The sequence below is a fragment of the Lentilactobacillus hilgardii genome (assembly GCF_009832765.1).
Lineage (GTDB): Bacteria > Bacillota > Bacilli > Lactobacillales > Lactobacillaceae > Lentilactobacillus > Lentilactobacillus hilgardii.
Genome location: NZ_CP047121.1, coordinates 2,379,030 through 2,405,581 on the forward strand (window position 1 = coordinate 2,379,030; position 26,552 = coordinate 2,405,581).

At 42.1% G+C, this 26,552-nt stretch carries 22 protein-coding genes; 10 read left to right on the plus strand and 12 right to left on the minus strand.

Features of this window, described 5'->3' with window-relative positions; all coding sequences use genetic code 11:
• Nucleotides 1–60: 60 nt before the first annotated feature.
• Both GQR93_RS11385 and uidA read right to left on the minus strand, forming a co-directional pair.
• Entirely contained in the window at nucleotides 61–1,515 is a 1,455-nt protein-coding gene (locus GQR93_RS11385) for an MFS transporter (protein WP_004466686.1), read from the minus strand.
• Nucleotides 1,516–1,616: 101 nt separating this feature from the next.
• Nucleotides 1,617–3,470 (minus strand): beta-glucuronidase, encoded by a 1,854-nt coding sequence (uidA, locus tag GQR93_RS11390; protein WP_004466684.1) that lies wholly within the window; start codon nucleotides 3,468–3,470, stop codon nucleotides 1,617–1,619.
• 176 nt (nucleotides 3,471–3,646) lie between these two features.
• Here uidA and GQR93_RS11395 point away from each other — a divergent pair, with 176 nt between their 5' ends.
• From GQR93_RS11395 to GQR93_RS11405, 3 genes are all read left to right on the plus strand, one after another.
• Complete coding sequence (locus GQR93_RS11395; RefSeq protein WP_004466682.1) at nucleotides 3,647–4,867, plus strand: helix-turn-helix domain-containing protein; 1,221 nt, start codon at nucleotides 3,647–3,649, stop codon at nucleotides 4,865–4,867.
• A gap of 155 nt (nucleotides 4,868–5,022) precedes the next feature.
• Nucleotides 5,023–7,455, plus strand: a complete 2,433-nt coding sequence (locus GQR93_RS11400) for a Xaa-Pro dipeptidyl-peptidase (RefSeq protein ID WP_225430331.1) — start codon at nucleotides 5,023–5,025, stop codon at nucleotides 7,453–7,455.
• Between the two features lie 53 nt (nucleotides 7,456–7,508).
• Nucleotides 7,509–8,420, plus strand: coding sequence for a proline-specific peptidase family protein (locus GQR93_RS11405; protein WP_003559293.1), 912 nt, complete (start codon nucleotides 7,509–7,511; stop codon nucleotides 8,418–8,420).
• 96 nt (nucleotides 8,421–8,516) lie between these two features.
• Here the strand turns inward: GQR93_RS11405 and GQR93_RS11410 are convergent, their stop codons facing one another.
• Genes GQR93_RS11410 through GQR93_RS11420 form a run of 3 tightly spaced genes read right to left on the minus strand, consistent with a single transcriptional unit; the run spans nucleotide 8,517 to nucleotide 9,699 of the window.
• Entirely contained in the window at nucleotides 8,517–8,912 is a 396-nt protein-coding gene (locus GQR93_RS11410; protein ID WP_223800608.1) for a hypothetical protein, read from the minus strand.
• 26 nt (nucleotides 8,913–8,938) lie between these two features.
• Complete coding sequence (locus tag GQR93_RS11415; RefSeq protein ID WP_004466676.1) at nucleotides 8,939–9,262, minus strand: DMT family transporter; 324 nt, start codon at nucleotides 9,260–9,262, stop codon at nucleotides 8,939–8,941.
• Between the two features lie 20 nt (nucleotides 9,263–9,282).
• Complete coding sequence (locus GQR93_RS11420) at nucleotides 9,283–9,699, minus strand: hypothetical protein (RefSeq protein WP_004466674.1); 417 nt, start codon at nucleotides 9,697–9,699, stop codon at nucleotides 9,283–9,285.
• Nucleotides 9,700–9,854: 155 nt separating this feature from the next.
• On the opposite strand from GQR93_RS11420, the gene GQR93_RS11425 reads away from it, so the two are divergent.
• Nucleotides 9,855–10,193 carry a hypothetical protein gene (locus GQR93_RS11425; RefSeq protein WP_004466672.1) on the plus strand — a complete coding sequence of 113 codons (339 nt, stop codon included), beginning with the start codon at nucleotides 9,855–9,857 and terminating at the stop codon, nucleotides 10,191–10,193.
• Between the two features lie 75 nt (nucleotides 10,194–10,268).
• Here GQR93_RS11425 and GQR93_RS11430 read toward each other — a convergent pair whose 3' ends face one another.
• Nucleotides 10,269–11,477, minus strand: a complete 1,209-nt coding sequence (locus GQR93_RS11430) for an MFS transporter (RefSeq protein ID WP_004466670.1) — start codon at nucleotides 11,475–11,477, stop codon at nucleotides 10,269–10,271.
• 67 nt (nucleotides 11,478–11,544) lie between these two features.
• The gene (locus GQR93_RS11435; RefSeq protein WP_004466668.1) at nucleotides 11,545–12,531 is read right to left on the minus strand and encodes a LacI family DNA-binding transcriptional regulator; all 987 of its coding nucleotides are present in this window, start codon (nucleotides 12,529–12,531) and stop codon (nucleotides 11,545–11,547) included.
• A gap of 180 nt (nucleotides 12,532–12,711) precedes the next feature.
• Between GQR93_RS11435 and GQR93_RS11440 the strand changes: the two genes are divergently transcribed.
• From GQR93_RS11440 to GQR93_RS11450, 3 genes are read left to right on the plus strand one after another with little or no spacing between them, the layout of a single operon-like run.
• Nucleotides 12,712–14,370 (plus strand): glycoside hydrolase family 13 protein, encoded by a 1,659-nt coding sequence (locus GQR93_RS11440; RefSeq protein WP_004466664.1) that lies wholly within the window; start codon nucleotides 12,712–12,714, stop codon nucleotides 14,368–14,370.
• 4 nt (nucleotides 14,371–14,374) lie between these two features.
• The gene (gtfA, locus tag GQR93_RS11445) at nucleotides 14,375–15,853 is read left to right on the plus strand and encodes a sucrose phosphorylase (protein ID WP_035444671.1); all 1,479 of its coding nucleotides are present in this window, start codon (nucleotides 14,375–14,377) and stop codon (nucleotides 15,851–15,853) included.
• Nucleotides 15,854–15,881: 28 nt separating this feature from the next.
• Entirely contained in the window at nucleotides 15,882–17,270 is a 1,389-nt protein-coding gene (locus GQR93_RS11450) for a glycoside-pentoside-hexuronide (GPH):cation symporter (protein WP_004466660.1), read from the plus strand.
• A 102-nt stretch (nucleotides 17,271–17,372) separates the two neighbouring features.
• Here GQR93_RS11450 and GQR93_RS11455 read toward each other — a convergent pair whose 3' ends face one another.
• On the minus strand, nucleotides 17,373–18,908 hold the full coding sequence (locus GQR93_RS11455; protein WP_159298836.1) for an ABC-F family ATP-binding cassette domain-containing protein: 1,536 nt from the start codon (nucleotides 18,906–18,908) through the stop codon (nucleotides 17,373–17,375).
• Between the two features lie 547 nt (nucleotides 18,909–19,455).
• Between GQR93_RS11455 and GQR93_RS11460 the strand changes: the two genes are divergently transcribed.
• Together GQR93_RS11460 and GQR93_RS11465 are read left to right on the plus strand one after the other, a co-directional pair.
• Nucleotides 19,456–19,806: a VOC family protein gene (locus GQR93_RS11460; RefSeq protein ID WP_003559271.1), complete on the plus strand. Its 351-nt coding sequence runs from the start codon at nucleotides 19,456–19,458 to the stop codon at nucleotides 19,804–19,806.
• 1 nt (nucleotide 19,807) lies between these two features.
• The gene (locus GQR93_RS11465) at nucleotides 19,808–20,488 is read left to right on the plus strand and encodes a CPBP family intramembrane glutamic endopeptidase (protein ID WP_004466654.1); all 681 of its coding nucleotides are present in this window, start codon (nucleotides 19,808–19,810) and stop codon (nucleotides 20,486–20,488) included.
• Nucleotides 20,489–20,555: 67 nt separating this feature from the next.
• Here the strand turns inward: GQR93_RS11465 and GQR93_RS11470 are convergent, their stop codons facing one another.
• Nucleotides 20,556–20,918 (minus strand): YxeA family protein, encoded by a 363-nt coding sequence (locus GQR93_RS11470; RefSeq protein ID WP_004466652.1) that lies wholly within the window; start codon nucleotides 20,916–20,918, stop codon nucleotides 20,556–20,558.
• Between the two features lie 78 nt (nucleotides 20,919–20,996).
• A complete protein-coding gene (locus GQR93_RS11475) occupies nucleotides 20,997–22,181 on the minus strand; it encodes a DUF2075 domain-containing protein (RefSeq protein WP_004466650.1) in 1,185 nt (394 codons plus the stop codon).
• Between the two features lie 158 nt (nucleotides 22,182–22,339).
• Between GQR93_RS11475 and GQR93_RS11480 the strand changes: the two genes are divergently transcribed.
• A complete protein-coding gene (locus GQR93_RS11480; RefSeq protein ID WP_004466648.1) occupies nucleotides 22,340–23,914 on the plus strand; it encodes an amidohydrolase in 1,575 nt (524 codons plus the stop codon).
• Nucleotides 23,915–24,079: 165 nt separating this feature from the next.
• On the opposite strand, the gene GQR93_RS11485 is transcribed toward GQR93_RS11480, so the two are convergent.
• Nucleotides 24,080–25,351: an oligosaccharide MFS transporter gene (locus tag GQR93_RS11485; RefSeq protein WP_004466646.1), complete on the minus strand. Its 1,272-nt coding sequence runs from the start codon at nucleotides 25,349–25,351 to the stop codon at nucleotides 24,080–24,082.
• 148 nt (nucleotides 25,352–25,499) lie between these two features.
• Nucleotides 25,500–26,471, minus strand: a complete 972-nt coding sequence (locus GQR93_RS11490; protein WP_004466644.1) for a glycoside hydrolase family 43 protein — start codon at nucleotides 26,469–26,471, stop codon at nucleotides 25,500–25,502.
• Between the last annotated feature and the right edge of the window lie 81 nt (nucleotides 26,472–26,552).

A 26,552-nucleotide genomic window follows, 5' to 3' on the forward strand; every position in this document is an offset into this window, starting at 1 on the left:
AGGCATCATGACGATGAGCAATGCTCACAACCTGTCGTGACGCCTTTTTTGATGACAACATTATTTAGTAGCAGCGTTTCTTAAGATTTCCGCGTTCTTAATGACCTGCTTTTTATTTAATGGATAGAAGAATAATAGGATAATAGCAGCTAATCCACAACAAACCGCTGGAATCCCGGTTGCCATATAATAAATACTGTTAGCAACTGCATCGCTTTGGACAACACCACCGGCCGCAGAGGATTGGTAACCGATCAGAGTTAGCATAATACCGCCAAATCCACCAGCAAGTGCCTGGGCAACCTTACGGGAAAACGAATTGATACCATAGACCATACCGTCTTCACGAATACCCGTTAAGACCTGCTGGTTGTCAATCACGTCGGTAATAAATGCCCAGACCATCATACTAAACATTCCGGCACCAAGCGCTCCCAATAGAACCATAGCCAGGTAGACAATAACACTGTGTGTATGCAAAATTGCCAAGGTCGTATAAATCGCCGCGCCAAAGAATAATGCAACGACAGAGCTTTCTTTTCGACCGTATTTTTTGACGATCCAGCCACTAAAAGGTGCTAAGATAATAATAATCACGTAGTTAAAAATCATCGCTACAGACATGGCAGCCGTGTTCCGAAAATAATCATTAAACAGGTAGGCAATTGTTACCATACTCAAGTTTTGGTTGATAACAACCACAATATCGACGATCACCAACACAATCAACGCTTTGTTCTTCAACAAATTAACCAGCAATAATTTCATTGGAACCGGTTCGCTTTTTTCTGTCCGAATCCGTTCCGAAGTCATCTTGGTTAGGACAATGTAGGAAAGAAAGCCGAGGATGGAACAGGCAATCACGACGATAAAGAATCGCTCGCCACTGATTTGTGTCGAACTGCCCACATACATAAACAATGGGACGACATAGGCAACAATCGAGCCACCGACTGCCGCACCAATACTTCTAAAGGTGGAAAGAGATGTTTTATCACTGGGCTGATCCGATAATGACGATGCCATTGACCCATAAGGAATATTAACAGCCGAGTAAAAGATCCCCCAAAGAAGATAGGTCAGAAAAACATACCCCAATCTAAGTCCCATCGACAGGTCCTTGACCCACGGCACAAATAACACAATTGAAAAGACCAGCAATGGATATTTCATCCTCCGTACCCAGGGCTTAAAACGACCTTCTTTAGTCAGCTGGCTATTATCCACCATCCGACCGACAGTGACGTCAGCGACTGCGTCAACTAATCTGGCTATTAAAAACAGTAGTCCGACCATCGCACCGGATAATCCGAGAACGTTGGTATAGAAAATCATTAAAAATGAATTAACCATGTTGAACGAAAAATTATTCCCGATATCGCCGAACATATAACCAATTTTATCTTTCCAGCCAAATGGATGGGCATCGGTAATAGTAATGGTTTGTTTTGCCTGTAAGGAAGCTGCCTCTTGCGTTTTATCATGAGTTGTAGAAACCGCTTGTGTTTTATCCATAAAGTTCACGTCCTAATTTTTTCTTCCTATTGTTATCGCTTACATTTATTCATAAAAAAATGGCTTCGGCCTGGTTAGTGTCGAAGCCATTTTTCTGTCACTTATTTAGTGGTTAATTTTTTAGCCTGATCCTGTGTGTCTGATTTTACTTTATATCCCAAATTTGGAATGGCTGTCCAGCGATTCTTTAAATAACGGACCACCATCTTAGGTTCACGGGACCGGGTGAAAATCCCTTTCTTATTTCCCTGTACACGCTGAATACCGAACTTGGTCTGGAAGTCCGCAAAGTTCCAAAGCTGTTCACCGACGAAGTTTGGAATTTCATCAAAGACTTTGCTTGCCATTCGATAGTAATCTTCTTGGAATTCTTCCGAGAATGGCTCACCATAGTTACTGTGTAATCCGGCTACGGTGTCAGCGCCATATTCCGTATATATAATCGGTTTTTCAGGGAATTTGGCTTGGTACTCGAGTAATTCATCCCTGGTGGCCTTTTCCGCCGTCTTTAAATCACCATTGCCGACATACCAACCGTAATAACGGTTTAAGGCAATCACATCAACCAGGTCGATACACTTATCCGTTCGTGGATTTGCCATCATAATACTTGTGTACGTACATGGCCGTTTTTGTGGATCGAGTCGACGAGCCAAATCAAAGAGTGGTTTGAAATACTCGTGCGCGCCCTTTGAGAAAGTTGCCGCCTCATTGGCGATTGACCACATTGCAACACAAGCATGATTTTTATCACGATCAATGATTTCTTGAATAACTTGTTGGTGGGCAGCTGCTGTTTTCATCGTTTTCCAGGTGTCGTCTTCGAAATCGTCCTGTTCCAAAATCGATAGATTGAAATCAAATGACGCCATCAAGCCTACAGCAGGTGTTTCATCTATGACAACAATCCCTTCTCGATCACAAAGCCGCATCATTTCCTCTGAATAAGGATAATGGGAGGTTCTAAAGGAGTTGGCACCCATATCTTTCATTAAATTGATATCTAAAACGTTGACCGGTTCATTAAAGCCCCGACCGTGAACATAGGTATCCTCATGCTTACCGAAACCTTTAAAGTAGAATGGCTGCCCATTGAACAGAAATTGACCGTCCCTGACTTCAATTTTACGAATGCCAAAAGCTTCTGAATAACTGTCCACCAGTTCGCCGTTTTTGAAACCATCAACTTGGGCCGAATACAAATAAGCATTTAACGGCTGCCAAAGACGGACATCCGTCAAAGTCACGCTACTATCCGTACCACTGACTTCAGCCACCGGATGACCATCCTGATCCAAAATGGTTACTTTAACTTTATCCAAGCCATCACTGATTTGTGTTTTAATTTCAATCTCTGCAGATGAACGGTCCAAATCAACATTCGGGACAATTGTGATATCTTGAATATAGTCTTTAGGCGTCGAGTAAATCTTAACCGGGCGCTGAAGGCCCGCGTAATTGAAGAAGTCAAAATTCTCATCCAAATGACGAACAACGTGTCCATCTTCGTCGGTTGATTCGGAATAGTTGCCGACCGGTAACGTCGAATAATCCAAGACGTTGCTGAGTTTAACGGTTAAGCGGTTATTGCCGTCGTTCAAATAATCGTTAATCACAACCTCAAACGGGGTGAATCCGCCCTTGTGATGTGTGATCTCTTGGCCGTTTAGGTAAACCCACGCCTCATGAGTAGCTGATCCGAATCGTAAAACAAGCCTTTCGCTTCTTAATGCCCTGGCAATGCTAAAGTTGGTTTCATACCAAACGTAACCGACGTGCTCACGAATTTCTTGAGAAGCTGTTTGATCATTAAACGAAGCCGGAACCGAAATCACATCTTCAGTCGGTAAAGGCTGTTTGGGATCAATTGGCTGAACTTCTTTGTCAATCATAAATTTCCAGAGACCTGATAAGTCGATTAAAGCCCGACTTGGGGTTGTCATTGGGTATAGCATATTTGAATTCCTCCATTACTGGTTAATAACCTTTTGATTTAACATTACATTTACAAGATAGTCTTAATATAATTGATTTCGCACAAGACTTCTCGTACAATTTTGACTATAAGCAGATTTATTTTACTTTTATTGAAACCGCTATCATTTATTTGAAACAAGGAGCTCACAATCTCATGATAAAAGAGGACGCCATTTACATTGCAAAGGCCTTACAAATCACCACTAAGCTGGACGTCCAATTAGTTGATCTGTCCGGCAATCAATTTTACCAGTCAACAAGTTATGCCCTGCCAAAATTCCAAGACTTACCGGATACCAATCAACTTTTGCCGATTTTAAATCAACACCACTCGAATGACTATTTGCATTACAACAATGCTGCCCAATTGGAATATCTCGCTATCGGATTGTTTAATGACGATAACCTGGCCGGTGCCTGTTTAGTCGGCCCGTTTATTTCCAAAGCCGCTACCATTGACTCGATCAATCAAATCTTATTGACGACTCATCTTACGGTAAGTGAGAGACGCCAACTCACCCAGTTTTATAATGCTTTGCCGATTCTTAACACTTCCGAAATCGGCGCAACCGGTGACTTACTGGTTAATTTATTTTCAGCCCCAGCGATTAAAGCCCATGCCGTACAGTTGTTAAAGCCCGACCAACCGCTTCACGCCAAAACGGTTCAAGCCATTAACGCAGAAAATCAACAAGCAATTGAAAAACGTTATCAATTGGAAGCCGATATGATGCAACTGGTGGCCACTGGCAATCTGGACAAGATTAGTCAGTTTCAACAGCCACTGACCCAACTAATTTCATTATTCAGCAGTCGTGTCCCAAATCAACCGCTCCGTTCCGGAAAAAATATCTGCTTTGTCAATAACACCTTGTGTCGAATCGCCGCTAAACAGGGTGGCGTTCATCCCGTTTTTTTAGACAGCATCTCTGAAAAATCTGCGGTTCTCATCGAGAAGCAGAATACCATTCAAGGATTAAAAAACCTGGTTCTCTCAATGCTTCGTGATTACACTCAATTGGTGATGGACACCTCTTCGGCAAATTTCAGTCCGATTGTCAAACGGGCGATTGATTTTATCCTGATTCATCTTGGTCACCAATTTTCACTCGCTGATGCCGCTCGACAATTAAGTACCAATCCGGCCTATCTTTCCCGTAAATTCAAAGAAGAAACCGGGCTGACATTCACAGCATTCACAAACCACCGACGGATCAAAATTGCTAAGGATTATCTGGTGAATCAGCAATTGTCCATCACCGACATTGCCGGTCTGATCGGTTATAATGACCTGACCTATTTTACCCGGGTATTTAAAAAGCAAACCGGTCAAACACCGCTTCAGTATCGAAAAACCAGCTATTCGCATTCATAAATACCGTTTTGTGGCTTCGGCAACTTCTCCCAACCCACAAATCAAGGTATAATATTGCTAACTAGAAATTATTCAGAACGTTATCCATACGCCAACAGTTCTTTTCTAATGTGTTCTGAAAACTTTCACACTATCATTATTTGGAGGTATCCTTTTTGAAAATCAATCAATTTGCATATGTACCCACACCTCATCATCAAATTGTTAAAGAACTGGCCAATAGCCGTTTCTTGTCGGCCAGAACGCAAAAGATGGCTGATCCGGTGATGCTGTATCGCGCCTTATTATTGAAATTCTTTATGGAGAAGCGACAGAGTCGGGCCGTTCGAATTCAAAAAGTCACCAATCTCATGGCAACGGCTACACTTAACGCCTATGATTACACCACCACCCAAAGTATTGTTACCAAAACAGCCTTTTATAATGTTGCCCTCCAACTACTGGGCTTTCAGGTTGGCTTGGACTTCGAATTGGACCACCCATTTGCTGCAATGGCCCAGTTCAAATTGCCAATCGCCAATGTCGACGATCAATTAAGCCGTGAACAGTTGGTGGATGCTTGGTATCGACTATTAAATACCCGCACGAAATTCGGTCAGACATTAATTGACTATTTGGCAGGCGAAGGTTATTACGCCCAATTTTACGACGATCAAAACTTAAACCGGCCCCTCTTTTTTAATGGCAAGGCACAAGCAGTATTTGATACCAGCAGCCTCATTTCTGACGTGGTTTACGTTGAAGCACCGCTAGATACCGACCATGACGGTCAACGGGATTTATTAAAAGCCGAAATTATTCGCCCCGCCAATACCGAAGATGGTTTAAAAGTCCCTACCGTTTTCACCGCCAGCCCATACGATCAAGGAACCAATGACGAAGCTGCTGATAAACTCACCCACGACGTCAATCATCCCCTTAGCAGAAAACAGCCTAACCAGTTAACCTACGAAGATATTCAGGCAAGTGACGAGCAGCCGAAACTTCCTGCACCCCGAAAGGTTAATGGCGATACCGACGTTGCCGAAGAAACATTTGTCAAAACATGGACTTATTCATTAAATGACTATTTTCTGGCGCGCGGGTTTGCCGTTGTTTATTCATCAGGTGTCGGTACCAAGGATTCCGATGGCGTGCGGACAACCGGTACCCGTGCCGAAACGTTGTCAGCTACCGCGATTATTGAGTGGCTGCATGGTGATCGGACTGCCTTTACCAATCGAACCGATCAAATCGGAATCAAGGCTTGGTGGAGTAATGGTAACGTTGGTATGACCGGCCGTTCTTATTTAGGAACACTATCCACCGCTGCAGCAATGACCGGAGTTGCCGGTTTAAAGACAGCCGTTGTTGAAGCCGGGATTTCCAATTATTATGATTACTATCGGGAAAACGGTTTGGTTGTCGCTCCTGGTGGTTTTCAGGGTGAAGATACCGACGTTCTTGGTGAATTAACATTTAGCCGGGAACAATCGGCAGCCGACTATTTGAAGATTAAGGATACTTGGCTGGATCAACTGAAAAAGTTAACCAGCGGTCAGGATCGGGATACCGGCAATTACAATTCATTCTGGGATGCCAGAAACCTGCTTAAACATGTCAATATCAAATGCGATATGTTACTGGTTCATGGTCTAAATGACTGGAATGTTAAATTGTCCCACGTCTGGAATTTACGCAACCGTTTAAAAAAGGAAGCGATTACCCAAAAGCTGATTTTGCACCAAGGTCAACATGAGTACCTGAACAACTTCCGTTCGGTTGATTACACTGATTTGGTTAATTTATGGCTATCCAATAAATTATATGACGTTCAAAACAACGCTAACGATATCCTGCCGGACGTATTGGTTCAGGATAATGCCGAGCCGGAAACCTGGCACACCTATCAAGATTGGGGCAATCCTTCCGCTGACACGTATTCATTAAGCGATTCCCGCTTTACTAATTTAAATGAGAATAACGTCTTTAGTGATCATTTGGACGATGATCTGTTCAAAAACTATGTCAAAGATACCGCTAAATGGCAACGGGCACTCTTTAACAAATCACACACCAAAATGGATAAGCACGCCATTCAATTGATTTCAGAACCATTAAAGAAAGATCTGATCGTTGATGGGCAAGCCAAATTAACCCTTTCAGCGGCCAGCAGTGAAACTATTGGTTTGCTGAGCGCTGCTTTGGTCGATTACGGAAAAGCCAAACGACTAACGGCCGTTCCCCAAATCCTGGCCGCTCAAAAAATTATCACCGGCTATAACTGGCGCAAAGATAACCTAAGGGAATTTACCTTTGAGAAAAAAGCGTCAACCTACAAGAAGTTTACCGATGCCCATATGAATATGCAGAACCGTCAGAATTCGTACCGAGTCGACGATCTTAAACCCGGTCAGTACTATACAGTTGAATTGGCATTTCAGCCAACTTTCTGGCGATTGCTGGCAGGACATCAACTCGGGATTATTATTTACGCAACCGATATGGATTACACCATTCGCGGCAACCAAGACATCACTTACACGATTGCTCTGGACGAATCGAAGCTTGAAATACCATTTTTACCCAGTGATGCGAACGCTAAATAGAAGTGTTATCATTATGATTAATCAAACAAATTCTAGAAAGCACGGTGATTTGAATGAAACAAGGAACCAAAATCATTACTTTGGATAACGGCTATCATTTATGGACCAACACACAGGGCGAGGGTGATATTCACCTGTTAGCCCTTCATGGTGGCCCCGGTGGCGAACATGAGTATTGGGAAGACGCTGCTCAACAATTAAAAAAACAGGGTCTCAACGTTCAGGTCACAATGTACGATCAATTAGGGTCATGGTATTCAGACAGTCCTGATTTCAGTGATCCAAAAGTGCGCAAAGATATCTTAACTTACGAGTATTTCTTGGATGAAGTTGACGAAGTTCGTGATAAATTAGGCTTGGATAATTTCTACTTAATCGGCCAATCTTGGGGTGGCTTATTGGTCCAGGAATATGCTGAAAAGTATGGCATGCATTTAAAGGGTGCCATTGTGTCATCGATGGTTGACCGAATCGACGACTATACCAAACATCTGGAACAGGTTCGTGAGGAAGCCCTAACGCCCGATCAAGTTGCCTATATGAAGAAATGCGAAGCAAATAACGATTATGATAATGACAAATATCAATCCTATGTTGATATCTTGAATAAGGGCTACATTGATCGAAAACAACCTTCAAAGCTTTCCCACTTAATCGATGTGACCAACAATGATATTTACGGTGCCTTCCAAGGCGACAATGAGTTTGTCATTACCGGTAAATTAGCCGAATGGAACTTTACCGACCACCTTAAGAACATTAAAGTCCCAACGCTGGTAACCTTTGGTGAACACGAAACAATGCCGATTGAAACCGGTAAGCGAATGGCTGACATGATTCCAAACGCCAAGTTTGTTTCTACTCCCGAAGGTGGTCATCACCACATGGTTGATAACCCGGATGTTTACTACAAGCATTTGGCAGACTTTATCCGTCAGGTTGAAAATAATACGTTTAATCAATAAAAAATAATCTGAGATTAACCCGGTTATAAACTGATATCTATCAGTTCTTGATTGGATTTAATCTCAGATTATTTTTATGTCATAACTAAAATGACTTTATCTTTTAAAACGATGCTTCTCTATATCTCCATCAACGTATGTGAAACCGTCTTCGGTGAACAGTAAAATAACCAGAAACCAGACGCTGATTATACCGATTTCTTGTGCGGGCGCAAACCACACAACTATTAAGGCTAATATCAGTATTGTGACAATCAGCGTTGTGTAACTAATGCTGGCCGTCCTGTTCTTTGGATTGTTACGAGGCTTTCTTTTATAGTAGCTTTTCATCATGATTTGATAATAAAAAGTTGAAAAAACAATTAAACCAGTTGCTAAAGCAACAAATTGTAACCAATCAAACTCAAAAAGCAAATCACAAAAAGACGCTGCTATTCCGAATAACACTATTGGCAGGTTCTTCAACAAACTATAATGCCAAGCAAACGTCAAAAAATCATCCCCCAATCCGACATTAATCAGTGTCCTGCGCCATACAGGCTCAAAATGACCGTCCCCATCAGGATCAGGCCAATCCCCAAGAAGCTCGCCAGGTTAACCGGTTCTTTCCAAATATAAACCGCAATAATGGTTGTTAATACCATGCCGATGCCACACCAGATTGCATAGGCAATGTTTAGATTCACCGTTTTCATTGATAACGCCAAGAAATACAGGCACGTCATATAGGAAATAATTGCACCAACTGTTGGCAGCAACACACTGAATCCTTCTGAGGCCTTTAACAGACTGGTGCCTAATAACTCGCCCAAGATAGCGAGCAACAAGAACAAGTACCCCATAAGCTTTCCTCCGTTTAATATCAGCCGAGCCGATTGCCCACCTGTTGATAATAGTAAACACCCATTCTGTCAAAAGCATCTTCATAAACCAATCGATCCGACTTCCCTGCAAGAAAGTGATCATATTCTTCAGTTGAAACACCGGTAATCGATTGAACCTTCGTTGGCGTTAAGGCCAAGTCATGAATTTCAAATTTAATACCGTTCAATAAATAAGCCGAACGCATATCCAAATTCGGCATCAGTTTCTGAAAAGCCACTTTTCTGAACCTGTCAGCTGCCGGATCATACTCCCCGACTGCTGCGTGTCCGGTAATAAACGTTGAATAATCATCGACTTGAATCACTGCTTGAACCTGATCATCGGTGTAGTGGAGTTGTCGCTGCCAATTTTTGATAAGTTGAAGATCATATTGAATCTGCTTGTTTTGCGTCATGCCTTACTTTTCCTCCAAGAATTTAGTCTTCACTGATCATCATAACAGAGAAATTCTTTTCTGGATTTAAAAAATAGTCAAGAAAACTGGTTTATTTCTCGTATTTAATAACTATAAGGTCCCAAGTAGGACTTAAGAAAGTTGAGGAATAAGCTATGACAAAAACGAAGATTTATCAAGTCGATAACGTCAAGGGAGTTTACATTCCCTACACAACCGCAATGGAAGGAAAGAATCGGCCTGAATTTGTAGCATCATCAGATTCACAATGCTACTTTTTTAAACTAATTGATAGCGGTGCTAACGAATTAAATCGGTTCTATCCCTTAAAAGATTGGCAATTATCCGGCTTACAAGGGCCAACATTTGTTGATATCGGTCACGCATTGCCAGTCGAAAAAACCGCTCTTCAAAGAGCTGATTACATTGGCAGTGTGTCGGATCGTGATGATTGGATTTTAAATAATTTTATCAAACAATATTACGAACAATGATCCGCTATTAAAAAAGAAGCTTTCAAATCACTTTACAGCTGTGATTTAAAGGCCTCTTTCTTTTTGCCAAAGGCATCAATCAACTTTTTTCAGGTCAGTCTGTCGCTCAAAATACAACATGATGCCAAACGGCACAATTAAAAAGATACCTATCACCACGTATGTCCAATGCTGCCAGCTACTAATAAAAAAGCCGAACAAAAAATTTCCAAGTGGTTGAATGCCGTCAAAGCACAGGTAGGTTAACCCGAAAACCCGTCCCAAGAATTCCAAATCGGTTTCGTTTTGAATCAATGTCGTTATACTACCGAAGAACCTGGCTTGGACAATGCCACAAATCAACGCAATCAAAATCCAAGTATAAAATGACAGAAACGTTCCACAAATAATCAGCACGGTACCGTAAAATAATTCTTCATAGTAGATCACTTTAATTGAAACGGTTCGTTTCTCAAGTGTCAGCCAAATCCCGCCAATTAAGCCACCAATTGCATATACAGTTAAAAACAAACTGTAATTTTCCGAACGACCGCCAAAAAAGTGACTGCTGATATACGGTGCTGCTAATAAATAACCCGCAAAACAAAAGTTAAAAATAGCCATTGAAAACAGATTCATGATTAATTTGGGGTGTTTTTTTACGTAAGCAAACCCGATTAAATTACTTTTTAAGATTGACTGTGGTTCTTGATCCGCCAGTCTCTTAGTTGGCTGATATGAAATCAACAAATTCAACAGGATTGCAATCACAAATGACATCGCATTAATCATTAAGAATTCATTGAATTCAATACTTTTAATTGCCAGCAATACCCCACCAATTAGTGGTGCGAGAACGCTTGCAAAATTAAAGAACATATTGGCAACCGCATTGAACCGCTGTAAACCGGCATTATCAATTATTTCCGGTGCAATAGCTTTGGCCGCTGGAAAATTAATTGCCAGCATCAAATTCAGTACGAAAGTAATTGTCAATAAAAGCCAAATTTGAGGCTTTTGATTATCAACGATGATGCCGCCGGCCAAACACATCGATGCCGACATCAAATCGGTTCCTACTAAAACAACCTTTCGATTATATTGGTCTACAAGCCGTCCAACTAAAAGGTCCCCTAACAAAAATCCGATGCCGCCGATACCTTCAATAATGCCAAGCAACTTCGTATTACCGGTCATTCGCACAATCAGCCAATTAAGGCCCAACAAATAAATCGCCGACCCCAGTTGAGAAGCAAACGGGCTGAAAATCAGCGAAAAGTAGCTTCTTTTTACTTTAGTTTCCATGATAACGATTCCTCAATTAACCTCTGAACGACCGACCTATTCCGTCGAAGATCTTCATTCTCATACCTTATTTCCTGGTTGATCTCCGCTGTAGTAGTTTGATCGGCAGCACATACGTATCTAATAGTTTTTCGTCATTTTTTTCCAACCTGTTGAATAATAATCGCACCAACAAATCGGCAATATCGCTAACCGGCTGGACTATCGTACTGAGCTCAGGGTTATATTCCTGCACATATTTTGAGCCGTCATAACCAATGACCTGTATATCTTCGGGGACCTTTAACCCCAATTTTTGAGCTTCCTGAATACATAGAAGTGCCGTCAAATCATCAGTACAAAAGACCCCGTCCGGTTGATGGGATACCAATTTTTCACGAATAGTCGCCCGTTTAATTGTTGGTGTTGAATTAAACGGAAATTCAACCGTGTTAACCGGTACCTTTCGATTTTTGGCAGCCGTTTTAAAACCGGTTAGCCGCGCATTGTTTGGTGCCTTTTTCTCAAGACTGCCGGAAACCAGCATTAAATTAGTTGACCCCTTTTCGATCATTGTAGTAGCAGCCAATTCACCACCAGCCAAATTATCGCTGCTGACTGTCGGAATCTTATTTTGGAAATAGCGGTCATATGACACAATCGGCAGCCCCGACAGCCGGTATTCTTTAATACCCTCGTTGTGGGAGCCGGTAATAATGCCGTCAACCTGATTAGCCATCAGCATTTTTAAATATTGCTGTTCTTTTTCGGGATTATCCATACTATTACAGATAATCGCTTTATAGCCCCGATTGAATAAACGATTTTCAATTTCTTCGACCACTTCGGCAATCAGAGGATTCTCAAGACTGGCAAAGATCAATCCGACTAATTTGAATTGCTTGCCGTGCAGGGCTCGGGCGGCCAAACTGGGTTGATAACTCAATTGCTGCATCGCCGAAAACACTTTTTCTTTTGTGTCAGACGACAAATAACCCCGATCGTTAATTACTCTGGAAACGGTTGTGATTGAAACCCCTGCCAATTTGGCAACATCCGCTAATTTAGGCTGCATAACTTCACCTTCTTATGTATCTACCACATAACCTGTATCATTTTTTAAAAATCCATTAAAACATTATTTTAAGTATATCATATCGAAAAAGTTTTTTATGAAACTTTATGTCAAACGATTGACATACAAATTCATGAGCGTATGATATGTTGGTGAAAGGGGTTACAAAAAATATGAGAGGTGAGCATTTTGATCAGTAATCAGCAAAATCCAACTTGGTGGCAGAATGCCGTTGGCTACCAGATATATCCAAAAAGCTTTTTTGACAGCAACCATGACGGTATTGGTGACATTCAAGGCATTATTTCAAAGATGCCATACATTAAATCTTTAGGCGTTAATTTTGTCTGGCTCTCCCCATTTTTTGCCTCACCAAATATTGATAACGGTTACGATGTTTCCGATTATCAAGCAATTGATCCTCAATATGGCACTTTGGATGACATTTTTGAGATGATTGACCAATTTCATCAAAATAATATTCGAGTTGTCTTTGATTTGGTTATCAATCACACGTCGGATCAACATCACTGGTTTAAGGAAGCTAAGAAATCCGTTGATAATCCTTACCATGATTTTTATATTTGGCGTAAACCCGTAAATGGAAGCGTCCCCAATAACTGGGTTTCGTTATTCGGCGGATCCGCTTGGGAATACAATCCCGCAACGAAAGATTATTACTATCATCTATTTGCCAAACAACAGCCGGATCTGAACTGGGAAAATCCAAAGGTCCATCAAGCCGTTGCCAAGATCATCGATTGGTGGGCTGAACGCGGTGTTGACGGTTTCCGTTTGGATGCGATCTCCCATCTCAAGAAAGACCAACGTTTCAAAGACGTCACCAACCAGGAAGATGCGATGAACAACGTTTCCGGTATTGACCAATTATTGGCCAATCTCAGTACCGATTTCAAGCGCAACCATCTGATGACCGTTGGCGAGGCCGGCGGTGTTCCGGTTGAACAGGCCAAGCGCTGGGTGGATTCTAAAAAGGGCTACTTCGATATGATCTTCCAATTTGATCACGTTAGCTTTTGGGAAAAATTCACTGTTGGTAAAGTCGACGTCGCAAAGCTTCGAGTCGCCCTCACCCGTTGGCAAAACGGGCTGGACAATAATGGTTGGAACGCACTTTTCTTGGAAAATCACGATTTGCCCCGTGCCGTATCATACTTCGGAAATGATCAAAAGTTTCGAAGTCAAAGCGCGACCGCATTGGCTATGATGTACTTTCTCATGAAAGGCACCCCCTTTATTTACCAGGGTCAGGAACTTGGGATGACAAACGTTGACTTCAATGATATTAACCAATTTCGCGATTTAGATTCACAACGGTTTTATCGGGAAGAATTAGCCAAGGGTGCTTCGCCGGAAGAAACATTGGTTAAACTTCGTGCCAAAAGTCGTGACAACGCCAGAACACCCATGCAGTGGAATGATCAGCCAAATGGTGGTTTCAGTGATCATCAACCTTGGATTTCAAGCAATCCAAATGCACGTTACATTAACATTGCCAATGAAGTTGAACAGCCTGAATCGGTACTCAATTTTTACCGGCAGCTAATCCATCTTCGCTTAAAAGATCCAATTCTGCTTAACGGTCAATATCAACTCATTGAAACCCATGATCATCAATCCTTTGTCTATCAGCGGGAAGAAAATCATGTTGGCTACTTGGTTATCACCAATCTAAGTGATCAACCGGCCACCGTCACAATTTCCGATCGTTATCAAAATAGACAACTCGTTTTAACAAATACAACCGAGAAACAGCAATCATCAACCATGGCACTCAAGCCATGGGCAGCCTATCTATATAAATATGAGAGGAATTAAAAAAATGAAACTCACTAACAAAGCCATGCTCATTACTTATCCTGACAGTCTGGGCAACAATATCAAGGAACTTCAATCCGTTTTAGCCAACCATTTAAAAGGCGTTATTGGCGGTGTCCATCTCCTGCCATTCTTCCCATCGTCAGGAGATCGCGGCTTCGCACCAATGGATTACACCAAAGTGGATGAAAAATTCGGAAACTGGGATGATGTTCAAGAGTTGGCAAAATCCTATTATCTGATGTTCGATTTCATGGTCAACCACATTTCAAAAAAGTCCAAATACTTTAAAGACTTCCAGCAAAACCACAATGCATCTGCCTACCGGGATTTATTTATTCACTGGGATGAATTTTGGCCAAAGGGTCGCCCAACCCAGGAAGATATTGACCTGATCTATAAACGAAAACCAAAGGCACCGGTTCAGGAAGTTAGATTTGCGGACGGACAGTCGGAAAAAGTTTGGAACACCTTTGGCGAAGACCAAATTGATCTTGATGTCACGAAACAAGTCACCAAAGACTTCATCAAACAAACGTTAAACTTTTTGATGGACCACGGTGCTTCGATCATTCGTCTTGATGCCTTTGCCTATGCCGTTAAAAAATTGGGAACCAACGATTTCTTTGTTGAACCGGAAATTTGGGACTTATTAAACGAAATCAACCAAATTACAGCACCAAAGGCAACAACGTTATTACCTGAAATTCATGAAAATTACCATATTGTTCGAAAATTAACTGATCACAACTACTTTAGCTATGACTTTGCACTTCCAATCGTGACCCTTTACAGCTTATATTCGGGTAAGTCGGATCGTTTGGCAGATTGGTTGCGTCAAAGTCCGATGAAACAATTCACCACTCTTGATACCCATGATGGTATTGGGGTTGTGGATGCCAAAGATATTTTAACGGACGATGAATTGGATTACACCAAAGCAGAGATGTACAAAGTCGGTGCCAACGTGAAGAAAGTCTACTCAAGTACCGCCTATCACAATTTGGATGTTTATCAAATCAACACCACTTACTACTCCGCTTTAGGCGACAACGATCAAGCCTATCTGCTTGCCCGGGCCATTCAAATTTTTGCACCGGGAATTCCTCAAATTTATTACGTTGGTCTACTCGCCGGTAAGAATGACCTGGCACTTCTGGAAAAGACGAAGGAAGGCCGTAACATTAACCGTCATTATTATTCACTTGACGAAGTTGATCAAGAAGTTCAACGCCCCGTCGTTCAAGCACTATTCAAATTATTGAAGTTCCGTAACGCCAGTCCGGCTTTCGATCTTGACGGTCAAATCAAAGTCAGCCAGCCAAGTGAAACCGAAATTAAAGTGACCCGTCAATCAGCCAATGGTAAGGCAAAAGCAGCGTTAACCGCCAACCTGAAATCTCAGGAATTTACCATTGACCAAATCACAGCCGACGGCAAAACAACCCGGGTCTTAACCAGCAACCTGTCACTCGTCGACTAACCGTAATCAGTTGGAAAGAGGATTTGTTATGAAAATGACTCAAACACTGCCAAAAGGATCCGATGTCGTGGCGGATTCTGAACACATTACAAATAAAGAGCGCCTCAGCTATGGGGCCAGTGATTTTGCCTGCAATGTCGCAAACGGCATGGTCGGTACCTATTTAATGTATTACTACACCGATGTTTTTGGATTAGCGGCCGGTGCAATCGGAACGCTATTCTTCGTTGCCAGAATTGTGGACGCGATTTCCGGACCTACATGGGGGATTATGATCGATCGGACCCACACCCGTTGGGGCAAGAGTCGTCCCTACTTCTTGTGGTTCTCAATTCCCTACGCTATCTTCTTTATTCTTGCGTTTTCGTCCGTTCCTTTAGGTCCATTGGGTAAATTAATTTGGGCTTATGTTACTTACATCGCTATTGATATTCTGTATTTAGGTATTAACATCCCTATTACATCCATGCTGCCAAGCTTAACTGCCAGCCCCCAAGAGCGGGTTAAGTTCAGCACTGTTCGTCAAGTTCTGGCAACAACCGGTGCTACATTAATCTCAATTGCCGTTTTACCGGCTGTTCAATTACTGGGTCACGGAAATGATAAACAGGGATTTCTTGTAACCGCTATTATTGTGGCTGTCCTAACAGCTTTTCTGTTATTAGTCACTTTCAAGAATACCCATGAACGGGTCCACCCAAAGCATCAAACAAAGTTGTCACTGAAGCAGTCGGCCAGCGCCCTCAAAGGCAATTGGCCGTGGATGATTATTTCATCAATGTATTTCTTCTTCTGGATTGGCATGCAAACCAAGCTTCAAGTCACTGTTTACTTTTTCAAGTACAACATGCACAACGCCGATCTGGCTTCATTTATGCTAGGATTGCAAGCGCTGTCACTAGTTGTAATTGTCTTTACTCCATTTCTAACCAGGCACTTCGGTAAAAAAGGCACCATGGTCATCGGTTTGGGACTTTGTGTGATTAGTCAATTGGTTCTGGGCGTTGGTGCCAAAATGATGAACGTACCAATTCTCGCCGGTGCAACGATTCTGGGATACTTTGGCAACGGATTCTTTGCCGGATTACTACCCGTCATGTTGGCCGACACGGTTGATTACGGCGAATGGAAGAACGGTGTCAGAGCAGAAGGTTTGGTTACCTCGTTCTCCGGAATTGCTTCCAACCTTGGTATGGGAATGGGTGGTGTCGTTACCGGCTTCCTGCTTAGTATGAACGGCTACGTTGCTAACCATGCCCAAACACCCCAAGCTTTAAACGCCATTGAAATGAACTTTGTTTGGGTGCCGCTTATCGGTTTTGGAATCGGTTTGATTTTAATGCATTTCTATAAATTCGATAAAATGCAACCAAAGATTGAAGCTGATCTAAAAGCACGTCACGAAGCAGCCGATTAACCGCGTTTACGTTAATACAGTTTTTATCAATTCAATGCAAAAAGACATAAACTGGGAATTTCAGTTTATGCCTTTTACTTTCACTTATATTGATTGCTTTATTTATAACGTTTCATTCTTTGCCCGTTCACGCAAACTCAGCTTCTCAACGTTCAAGACCTTATCAACCAGTCCCTCATAAAAGCTGTTTTCATGACTGACAATAATAACATTACCCGAGAAGCGGTCAATTGCCCGCTTCAGGGCTTCCTTGGTTTCTTCATCCAAATGGTTGGTCGGCTCATCCATGATCAGGAAGTTGCTTGGCACAAATTCCATCATAGCCAGCTTAACCTTGGTTTGTTCTCCACCGGACAACTCGTGAATGGGTTTAATTGCATTTTGTGCATCCAACCCACACTTTGCCAATTTTGTTCGAATCGTTCGCTGACTTAATTTAGGATACTTATCCGAGATAATCTGCATCGGTGTCATCCGATTATTGTCCCAAGCCAAATCCTGGCTGAAGTAATTAATAATCGCGGATGGTGAAAATTTAGCAGTACCGCCCTTTGCCGGCAATTTCTTCAAAATGGTCTTAATCAATGTTGATTTACCAACACCGTTAAAGCCACTAAAACCGACTTTTTCGCCCATTGAAATAGTAAAGGTTACCGGTGCTAACAATGGTTTGTTGTATCCAACGGATAATTTCTCAACCGTTAAGGCTTCGTGTGATCCGGTATCCTCATATGGAAAATTGAAGCTGGCAGAAATATTAGTTGAAGGTGGATCGATTTTATCCATATGGGAAAGCTTCTTCTCACGGGACTTGGCCATCGTTGACTTGGATCCGGCCTTATTCTTCCGAATAAAACGTTCGGCCTTCTCAATTTCAACTTGTTGCTTGTCATACTGCTTTTGCTGAAACTCTTCCCGCTCTTTTCGTTGACGCATGGCTTTTTTAAAGTTTCCACGATACTTCGTGATCTTACCAAAAGCCACGTTAATAATACAATTGGTAATTCGATCCAAAAAGTCATAATCATGTGAGACCACCATAGCGGCTCCGCTAAAATTATTTAAATAGTCAACCAACCACTCGATTTGGTTGACATCCAAATAGTTTGTCGGCTCATCAAGAAGGATGATGTCCGGATCAGCAAGTAGCATTTTAGCCAAGATAATCTTGGAACGCTGGCCACCTGACATTTTGCCAACCAGGTGATCGCGGCCAATACTGTCTAATCCCAAACCGACAACGGTCTGTTCAATGCGCGTATCAACATCATAAAAATCACTGGAATCCAACTCGTCTTGAATTGTGCCGGCTCGTTCCAACAATTTATCGTCAGCCGTTTCGGCATAAGTCTCATATAATTTGGTCAACGTTTCATTTTTCTTGTACAAGTCCGCAAATGCGGTTCTCAAAAATTGAATCAATGTTAAATCGTCTTCAATATCGGCATACTGATCCAAGTAGCCGATTTTTATATTCTTCTGCCATTTGATGTCACCGGTTAAGGGCAATTGAGTATCGGTAATAATTTTAATCAAAGTAGATTTTCCAACGCCATTTTGACCGACAACACCCATATGCTCGCCCTTTTCCAGGGTAAACTCGGCATCTTTATACAAATCTTTTTCAGCAAAACTCATCGAAAGATTTGAAACTGATAGTAGTGGCAACTTGTTCACCTCACGTTAAATACTTTTGTGTCGAAATACTGCATACAATTCGTTACGTTACTCTAATTAGGACGACTAGTCAACAAGTAGTGCGCGAAGCAAAGCGGTTAACCTACGGAGCATAAAGCGTTGTTTGGGGAAAAGCCCGCTTTTGGCTTTTTACCAAACAATCCTTTATGTGCAGTAGGTTGCTTTGTGGAGCGGTCCTAAGAAGTGCGCGAAGCAAAGCGGTTAACACCCAGAACGTAAGGCGTCAGTTTGGGAAATCCCGATTTTGGATTTTTCAAACTGATCCCTTACGTGGCGTGGTGTTGCTTTGTGGAGCGGTCCTAACAAGTGCGTGCAACAAAGCGCTTAGCACCCAGAGCATAAGGCGTTAGTCTGGGAAATCAATGTACGTTAAAGCGATCTGTTAAATAACCCTTACACAAACAGAATTTCTCTTCAAAAGGCTTGGTCAATTTTCCGTTTGGTATATAATGTAACCATTACACAACTGAAAAGGACGAAATTTATTATGAATATCAGAGAAATCGAATATATCACCATCCCTGTCTCCGACTTAGAAGTCAGCCGTCGCTTCTACCACGAAGTTTTTGATCTGCCGATCGTCAAACTTCCAAATGGTGACATGGGTGCCGACCTGCGAAAAATGTTTTTAGATTTTCGTGTTGTCGACAAAGTAACACCAATTTCGTTTGGCCTAATCGCAAAAGATTCGATAGCCGACATTCAAGCGCATTTGATTAACTACTTCGTCGATATCGTCAGTGACCCAACCGAAAAAACCGAAAACAGGAGAAACGTTAATTCAATTACGATTCTTGACCCGGATAAGAATCAAATTGAAGTTAACGAGTTTAAATAAAATGTCCCCAAGTCGTTATTTGGGAACCAAGGCACTGCAAATAGCTAAATGGATCGGCTTTTTAATCATCTATTTATTTGCTTCGGCCACCCTGGAAGTAGCCGGTGACTATGTCCATAATGAATTTCTTTCCCGTCATATTCTGGGAGTGGCTTTGGTTGTCACCGCCGCTGCACTGGCATTAATTGCTTGGCGGTATGGCAAACAGTTGGATGCCGATAACCCACGACGCTTTGGTAAGTCAAAATTAACCCGGCAAAAGATAGCTCAATTCGTCCTGATCTTCGTTCTAATGGTTGCCTTTCAAATGTTTTGGAGTTATTTAATTTCAAAACACATCTTGGTAACCCCCGATAACCAAAAAGCTGTCGAAGCGGACCAACTTAGATTACCAGTTTGGAACGCCATTTTTTCAGTGATTCTGGCTCCTATTTTTGAGGAACTGATTTTTCGGGGAATCTTTATGAATTATTTCTTCAATAAAGATAATCGCTTAAATAATATTCTCGCCATTGTGATCAGCGGACTGTTGTTTGGCTATGCTCACGAATTACAATTCAATGTCAACTGGTTAATGTATTCCGGTTTAGGATGCTTCTTATCATATACCTACATGCATTTCCGCGATATTCGATACAGCATCGGGCTTCATTTTTTGAATAATTTTGTGTCGATGATTTAAATTCTACCATTGACCCTAAAAAATCGGCATTATTCAGTTTGAACTGAATAATGCCGATTTATTCTAACTAAGGATTTTTCGGTGCAGACAGCTTCTCTTGAGCTTTCTTAGGAATCTGTTTCCACTTGGCTTGATCATAATCAACAACCTTTTTAGCTTTTGACCAGCCGATTTTGATATAACGACCCTTAACAAATTTATGGCCGGCAAATGACCCAACTTCCATTTTCTTTGCCTTGCCGTCTTTATCATAACCAGTAATCTCATAATAATAACCGGTTGGATATCCCTTCGGCTCTTTCTCTGTTCGGGCAACATCGCCCACCTGACCGTAATAATAGGTCTTACCATAATTAATGTGGTACCAAACGCCGCCAACAATCGCAAGAACAACCACAATGACGAGCGTATAAAGCGTTCCTTTTTTCATTTATCAAATTCTCCTATGGGTTAGTTACTAGTGTAACTAACTATATAGAGAAGTGTCCTCGTTGTCAATCGTTACGTTTTATTTTTGAATCATCTTTTCCAGATAACTCTCTAACTTCGGATCGTGAGCATGTAGATACATGCCCTTGATACCTCGTCGCAACAAGACATTCAACGAATTTCTCAGCAGGATTTCTTTACTCTGTTCATAATCCTGTCCGCTCAAATCTTGTCGGTGTTTAAAGATTTCGACATCTGTCACCTTACTTGGATCCACGCCCAATCGATTGTCAGCTGTTAAATAAAACGGTGGTCCAATAATAATACCGATGTAGTTCAGATCAAATCCCTGAACCGTGTAAATGCTCCCAACTTCGTTAATTGTTTGGGGCTGTTCCGCCCATGGTGTACTGGTAAAATTATACTGATCCCACGGCAGATGAAAGTTCCCTTCATTAACAAGGTGTTTACCGCCATCCAAGGTTGAAGGATACCCACTGGTTGAAGTCATTCGTGATAACCCATAATGATCGTTTTTTTGCATGATTTGCCGAAACATTTTTTGCGCATCCGAATAGATTCGAAAGTCATAGTCCCCAACATCCGTTGGCACCGGCCCAATGATGTCGCCATCAATGAAATGATCCAGCCAATCCATTAATTTAGGGCCTGCCTGCATCCGAAACTGCTCTTTTAAATGAACAAAGTCATGTGGGTATTTGTCAATCAATTTCAATAAGCGATCCTTGGTCCAGAAACTTTTCGTACGTAATACCTGGTGGGGATCAAACACAACTATTGTCACTTTACTTAATTGAATAATGTCTTCCAGCTGATTATCACCATAATAGTTATTATAATGATCAGCCTTGCTCAGTAACAAATGGGCTTCGTCGATCACGGTTAGGTTGACGTGTTTCTGCTGTTTATGCAGTTTGTTGATAAAACTTGTCGGTCGTTGATAATACTTTTTAAGCATATGTGGCGTTTCTCCGGCCAATTCCCGATACACTTTTAACAATTCCGGATGATTCACCAAAAAATAAGCTTCGTCAACTTCCTGTGCAAGTTCCGTAAATAATTGATTTAAAATCAAACTTTTTCCGGTACCGGCATCCCCCATCAACACAAACACCGCGTGACCATCCTGATTTAAATGGTGTTTTGTAAATGCGGTTATTCTTTCAAGCACTTGCTTTTGATGTGTCGTTAATTGAATATTCTTGGAAAATGCATTTAATGTATGTGATTCCAATGATTGCATATTGTTCGATCCACCTCATAACGCGACTTATTTACTCATTGCATTCATTTTATCATCTTAACCTGTCTTATCACCAGATGTGAACGATTTTGGTTGCAATTCCCCTCCAATGCCTCAATAATAAAAGTAACTAACGAACTATTAATAGGAGGACAATCATGCCAACCTTTAAAAACGCCAAAATCTTTCTGGGGACTAACGCGACCACCTTTGCATCCGCAATGAATATTACGGATGGCGTTGTCACCCACATTGGGGAAACAAGTGAAGTCACCGATCCCGATGCCGTTGACCTTCACGGTAAAACGGTTCTTCCCGGCATCATCGATGTGCATACCCATCCCAAATACATCGCAGATGCACTGCATGGGGTTGCTTGTACGCCGCCAAAGGTCAATAGTATCGCCGATATGAAAGCTGCACTCAAGCACTCTTCCGCATACGGTCAAAGTGCCTCAACCTGGATCGAAGGCTGGGGATTTGACGAATCCAAGTTGGCCGAACATCGTTCACCAACTGCCGACGACTTGGATGAGGTTTCCAAAACCCAGCCCATCTTTATTTACCGTTCGGATTGTCATTCTTCCGTCGGTAATTCCAAAGCATTGGAATTGGCCGGAATTGATGCCAACACGCCTAATCCGGCCGGCGGCTTTATTGGTCATTTCCCAGATGGCCGACCAAATGGCTACATGAAGGAAGTTGCTGCAACCCAGCTGCTGATTCAAGCTAAATCTGCTCAGAGTTATCTGGATGATGTTGACAATATGGCTAATAGTTCCGACCATTATTTAAAAAACGGGATTATTGCCATTGGTGAATTAATGGGTCGTTTCCGTCCATATAATTCGCTTCAGCTCTATCAGGATGCACTGGTGGATGGTTTTAAACCTAAAACAGCTATTTACTATGTCTTTGATGAAATCATGCCCGGTCAAGTTGTTGAACCAACCTCACAGGATCAATTACGGATCGCCGGTATCAAAGTCTTCATGGATGGCAGCATTTCCGGTGAAACTGCCTACAATAAAGCGCCTTATCCGGATGGCAAACAAGGTGTTCTTCTAACAGACGCGGATCGATTGAAACAGGCTGTTTGGTATGCCACCGAACACCATCTGCAGGTGGCTGTTCACGCTATGGGCGACGCTGCCATTCAACTCGTGGTTGATGTCACAGCTGATTTAACACCTTGGCTGGACGATCGCCCTTCCATTCGGATTGAACACGCTTCATTGTTATCGGACCAAATGCTAAAAGAAATCAACCGTGCCAGAATGAATTACGCTTTGGTGACCCAACCGATTTTCTTCTTCGCTGAGGACGAATCCTACCGAGCTTATTTAAACGATGCTCAATTCAAGAACGCCTACCGAATTAAATCGATGCTGAATTCCAATGCCATGATGGCACTAAGCTCGGATGCACCCTGCACGCCATGGGAAGAACCCGACAGCCCGTTTGTTGGGATTTACGCAGCCGTCACGCGAACCGCTGCCAATAACGATATCGTTAATGCAAATGAAGCTATCACCGTACCCGAAGCCGTTCTAGCCTATACAAATACGGGTGCCAGGGTTGGCGGATTTACCCACAATGGGCAACTTCGCCCGGGATATGCTGGTGATTTCGTCGTCTTGGATCAGGATATTTTCTCCATCCCTGCCGAAGAAATTAAGGATATTCGCGTTGAGCAAACGTGGATGGCAGGTGAAAAGGTTTATCAAAAATAATAATTTAAAAAAGAATCTTTCGTGAAGCACCAACACTGCCTCAAGAAAGCAAAAAAACCGAAGCGACCAGAATCGCTTTGGCTTTTTGTTTTGGGGTGTTAGCTCATTTAACAATATCACGCAGGAGGTACACTGCGAATAATAAATAGTTATGGCAAAATTCAATTAAGCTTTAGCATTCCCCTGTTTATCTTTTTCACCAGCTTGAACCGGATCTTCCTTCTTTAATACAAAGGCTGCAAAGATTGTTACAACAGCAACGATTGCACCAAGAATCAAATAAGTGTGGTGGAAGCCCATGGAATCATACATACTACCAGCGGCAGCAGAGAAGATGAAGACGGAAATCTGCTTGGCAAAGTTCGACGCCAACGCGTAAACCGTTGCGTAAACTCGAACATCAAAGGCACCGGCAATGTATTTCATAATTGAAACAAGTACCAATGGCATTTCGAAACCGGCAAGTAAACGAAGTACAATAACCCAAATCAAGCTTGGTGATAATGCTGATCCGATAATTCGAATGGCAAGAATCACACCATAAGCAATCAACCCGTTTCGTGAACCAATTCGGTTGATAATCCAAGGCATTGGGAACATCAACAGGAATTCAAGACCAATTTGGGCAGTGGTCATATAACTATAAGCTTGTGTTCCGGCAGCTGCTGTGTGGAAAAATGTCTTAAAGAAGATAATGAATTGTTGATCAAAAACATCGTAAATTGCTGAGGTACCAATGTAGAAGATGGATAAATACCAGAAGTTCTTAAGCTTGAAAATTTGACCAATTTGCTTCAAGTCAAGTGAGTTGGAAGTATCACCGGCAGCCGATGCATTATCCATATCAATCTTGTCACTGAATAATAGTAATCCAGTCAAAATGGTAGCTGAAATTGTACATGCCCAGAAGATTGAATTTGGTTGCCATAAGAAGATTTGACCACCAACAAATGAAGCAGTCATACCGGCTAACGAACCACCCATTCGTGAGTGACCATATTCAAAACCGTTGGCTAAGCTGGCACGTTGAACGTATTGTTCAATAACTGAAACACCACCGTTAAAGATAAAGCAAAGATAAATACCTGTAACGATTGCAACCAGCATCGAGTTAATTTGCATTAATGGTAAGAAGACCCACTGGAAGTATGGTCCAATTAACATTGCGGCAATTGCAATGGTGAATAACAAGTTTTTCTTAAACAAGAGCTTATCGGAAATCACACCGAATGCTGGTTGAAATAGCAGTGATAAACCGGCCATGGCCGAGAAAACAACCCCGGCCTCGGCACCGTTCATATGACCAACCTGCTCCATCCAAAGGGTTAAATACCCAAAAATAATTTGCCACATAAAGAAGTAAGTGAAGTGGGTAAATGGAAATCCCCAAAAGTGCTTGCTCTCTTTCTTTCGTGGAACGTTTGCATCGTTTTGCATAACGCGAAGCCTCCTAAATAATCTATTCAATTTTTATGTTCATGTGAACTATTTCACTTTAATGATTGCAAAAATAGAAGCGAATGACTAAAACAGCTACTTTGCTTCCATCGAGTTGAAAAACAATGAGGTAATCTATGGTATGAAATTAATCATAGTTATATGGCGTCGGTTTACCAAAGTTTGGTGTCCCGTCTTCATTCCATGTAAACGCCTGTACTTTTGTGTGACGGTTAGGATCATAGAGTGGATCACCCTTAATATCCGTATAATTACGGCAATGGTAAACCATTAAATCCGTTTTGCCATCTTCAGCCACCGTAAATGAATTATGCCCCGGTCCATACTGATGCGTTGCCAAATCGCTCTTGAAAACGGGTTCCTTGGCTTTTGACCAGTTGGACGCATCTAACAAATCAACATCATCGGCAACCGTCAGCATGCCCATCGCATAGTTCTCGTCGGTAGCGCTTGCAGAATAGGTTAAGAAGAACCGGCCATTTCGATGAATAACAGCAGGGCCTTCATTAACCCAGAAGCCACGAATTTCCCAGTCATATTCCGGTTTGGAAATCATGACCGGTTTAGTCTTCAGCGTCCAGGGATTTGACATTTCGGCAATGTATAAATTGGAATTGCCTTTAATGTTAGTGTCCTTTTGCGCCCAAACGTAGTAAAGTTTGCCATCATGTTCAAATGTTGTGGCGTCTAAACAGAACGTATCCATCCCCGTCTCAACCTGACCATGCTCAAACCAGTCGTCCTCGCCTCTCATCGGATCGACAGCGTCGCATTCGATACAGAACATCCGGTGTTGGAACATGCCTAACTTATCCAAGGCAGTCGTTTCCGCAGCTGCAAAATAGATAAACCACTTGCCATCGGTATAATGAATTTCCGGTGCCCAAATCAATTGGCTCATGGGACCGCTTTCATGTTTGCGCCAAATTGTCCGTGGTGCAGCGTGGGCCAAACCTTCCAAGGTATGTGCCCGGCGAATCTCGATTAGGTTATAAGCAGGCACCGAGGCGGTAAAGTAATAATAGCCGTCCGTATGTTTATAAATGTATGGATCGGCTCTCTGAACAATCAAAGGGCTTGTGTAATCAGTCAATGTCATTCTCCTTTTCCTATCACGTGATATCTCTTATCTCTTGTGCACGCTCTTATCATATGGTTACACGAAAACGATTACAATGGT

Coding starts and splice junctions, on each gene's coding strand:
- GQR93_RS11385 (WP_004466686.1), bottom strand. CDS start 1,515: ATGGATAAAACACAAGCGGTTTCTACAACTCATGATAAAACGCAAGAG.
- uidA (WP_004466684.1), bottom strand. CDS start 3,470: ATGCTATACCCAATGACAACCCCAAGTCGGGCTTTAATCGACTTATCA.
- GQR93_RS11395 (WP_004466682.1), top strand. CDS start 3,647: ATGATAAAAGAGGACGCCATTTACATTGCAAAGGCCTTACAAATCACC.
- GQR93_RS11405 (WP_003559293.1), top strand. CDS start 7,509: ATGAAACAAGGAACCAAAATCATTACTTTGGATAACGGCTATCATTTA.
- GQR93_RS11415 (WP_004466676.1), bottom strand. CDS start 9,262: ATGGGGTACTTGTTCTTGTTGCTCGCTATCTTGGGCGAGTTATTAGGC.
- GQR93_RS11420 (WP_004466674.1), bottom strand. CDS start 9,699: ATGACGCAAAACAAGCAGATTCAATATGATCTTCAACTTATCAAAAAT.
- GQR93_RS11425 (WP_004466672.1), top strand. CDS start 9,855: ATGACAAAAACGAAGATTTATCAAGTCGATAACGTCAAGGGAGTTTAC.
- GQR93_RS11430 (WP_004466670.1), bottom strand. CDS start 11,477: ATGGAAACTAAAGTAAAAAGAAGCTACTTTTCGCTGATTTTCAGCCCG.
- GQR93_RS11435 (WP_004466668.1), bottom strand. CDS start 12,531: ATGCAGCCTAAATTAGCGGATGTTGCCAAATTGGCAGGGGTTTCAATC.
- gtfA (WP_035444671.1), top strand. CDS start 14,375: ATGAAACTCACTAACAAAGCCATGCTCATTACTTATCCTGACAGTCTG.
- GQR93_RS11450 (WP_004466660.1), top strand. CDS start 15,882: ATGAAAATGACTCAAACACTGCCAAAAGGATCCGATGTCGTGGCGGAT.
- GQR93_RS11455 (WP_159298836.1), bottom strand. CDS start 18,908: ATGAGTTTTGCTGAAAAAGATTTGTATAAAGATGCCGAGTTTACCCTG.
- GQR93_RS11460 (WP_003559271.1), top strand. CDS start 19,456: ATGAATATCAGAGAAATCGAATATATCACCATCCCTGTCTCCGACTTA.
- GQR93_RS11465 (WP_004466654.1), top strand. CDS start 19,808: ATGTCCCCAAGTCGTTATTTGGGAACCAAGGCACTGCAAATAGCTAAA.
- GQR93_RS11470 (WP_004466652.1), bottom strand. CDS start 20,918: ATGAAAAAAGGAACGCTTTATACGCTCGTCATTGTGGTTGTTCTTGCG.
- GQR93_RS11475 (WP_004466650.1), bottom strand. CDS start 22,181: ATGCAATCATTGGAATCACATACATTAAATGCATTTTCCAAGAATATT.
- GQR93_RS11480 (WP_004466648.1), top strand. CDS start 22,340: ATGCCAACCTTTAAAAACGCCAAAATCTTTCTGGGGACTAACGCGACC.
- GQR93_RS11485 (WP_004466646.1), bottom strand. CDS start 25,351: ATGCAAAACGATGCAAACGTTCCACGAAAGAAAGAGAGCAAGCACTTT.
- GQR93_RS11490 (WP_004466644.1), bottom strand. CDS start 26,471: ATGACATTGACTGATTACACAAGCCCTTTGATTGTTCAGAGAGCCGAT.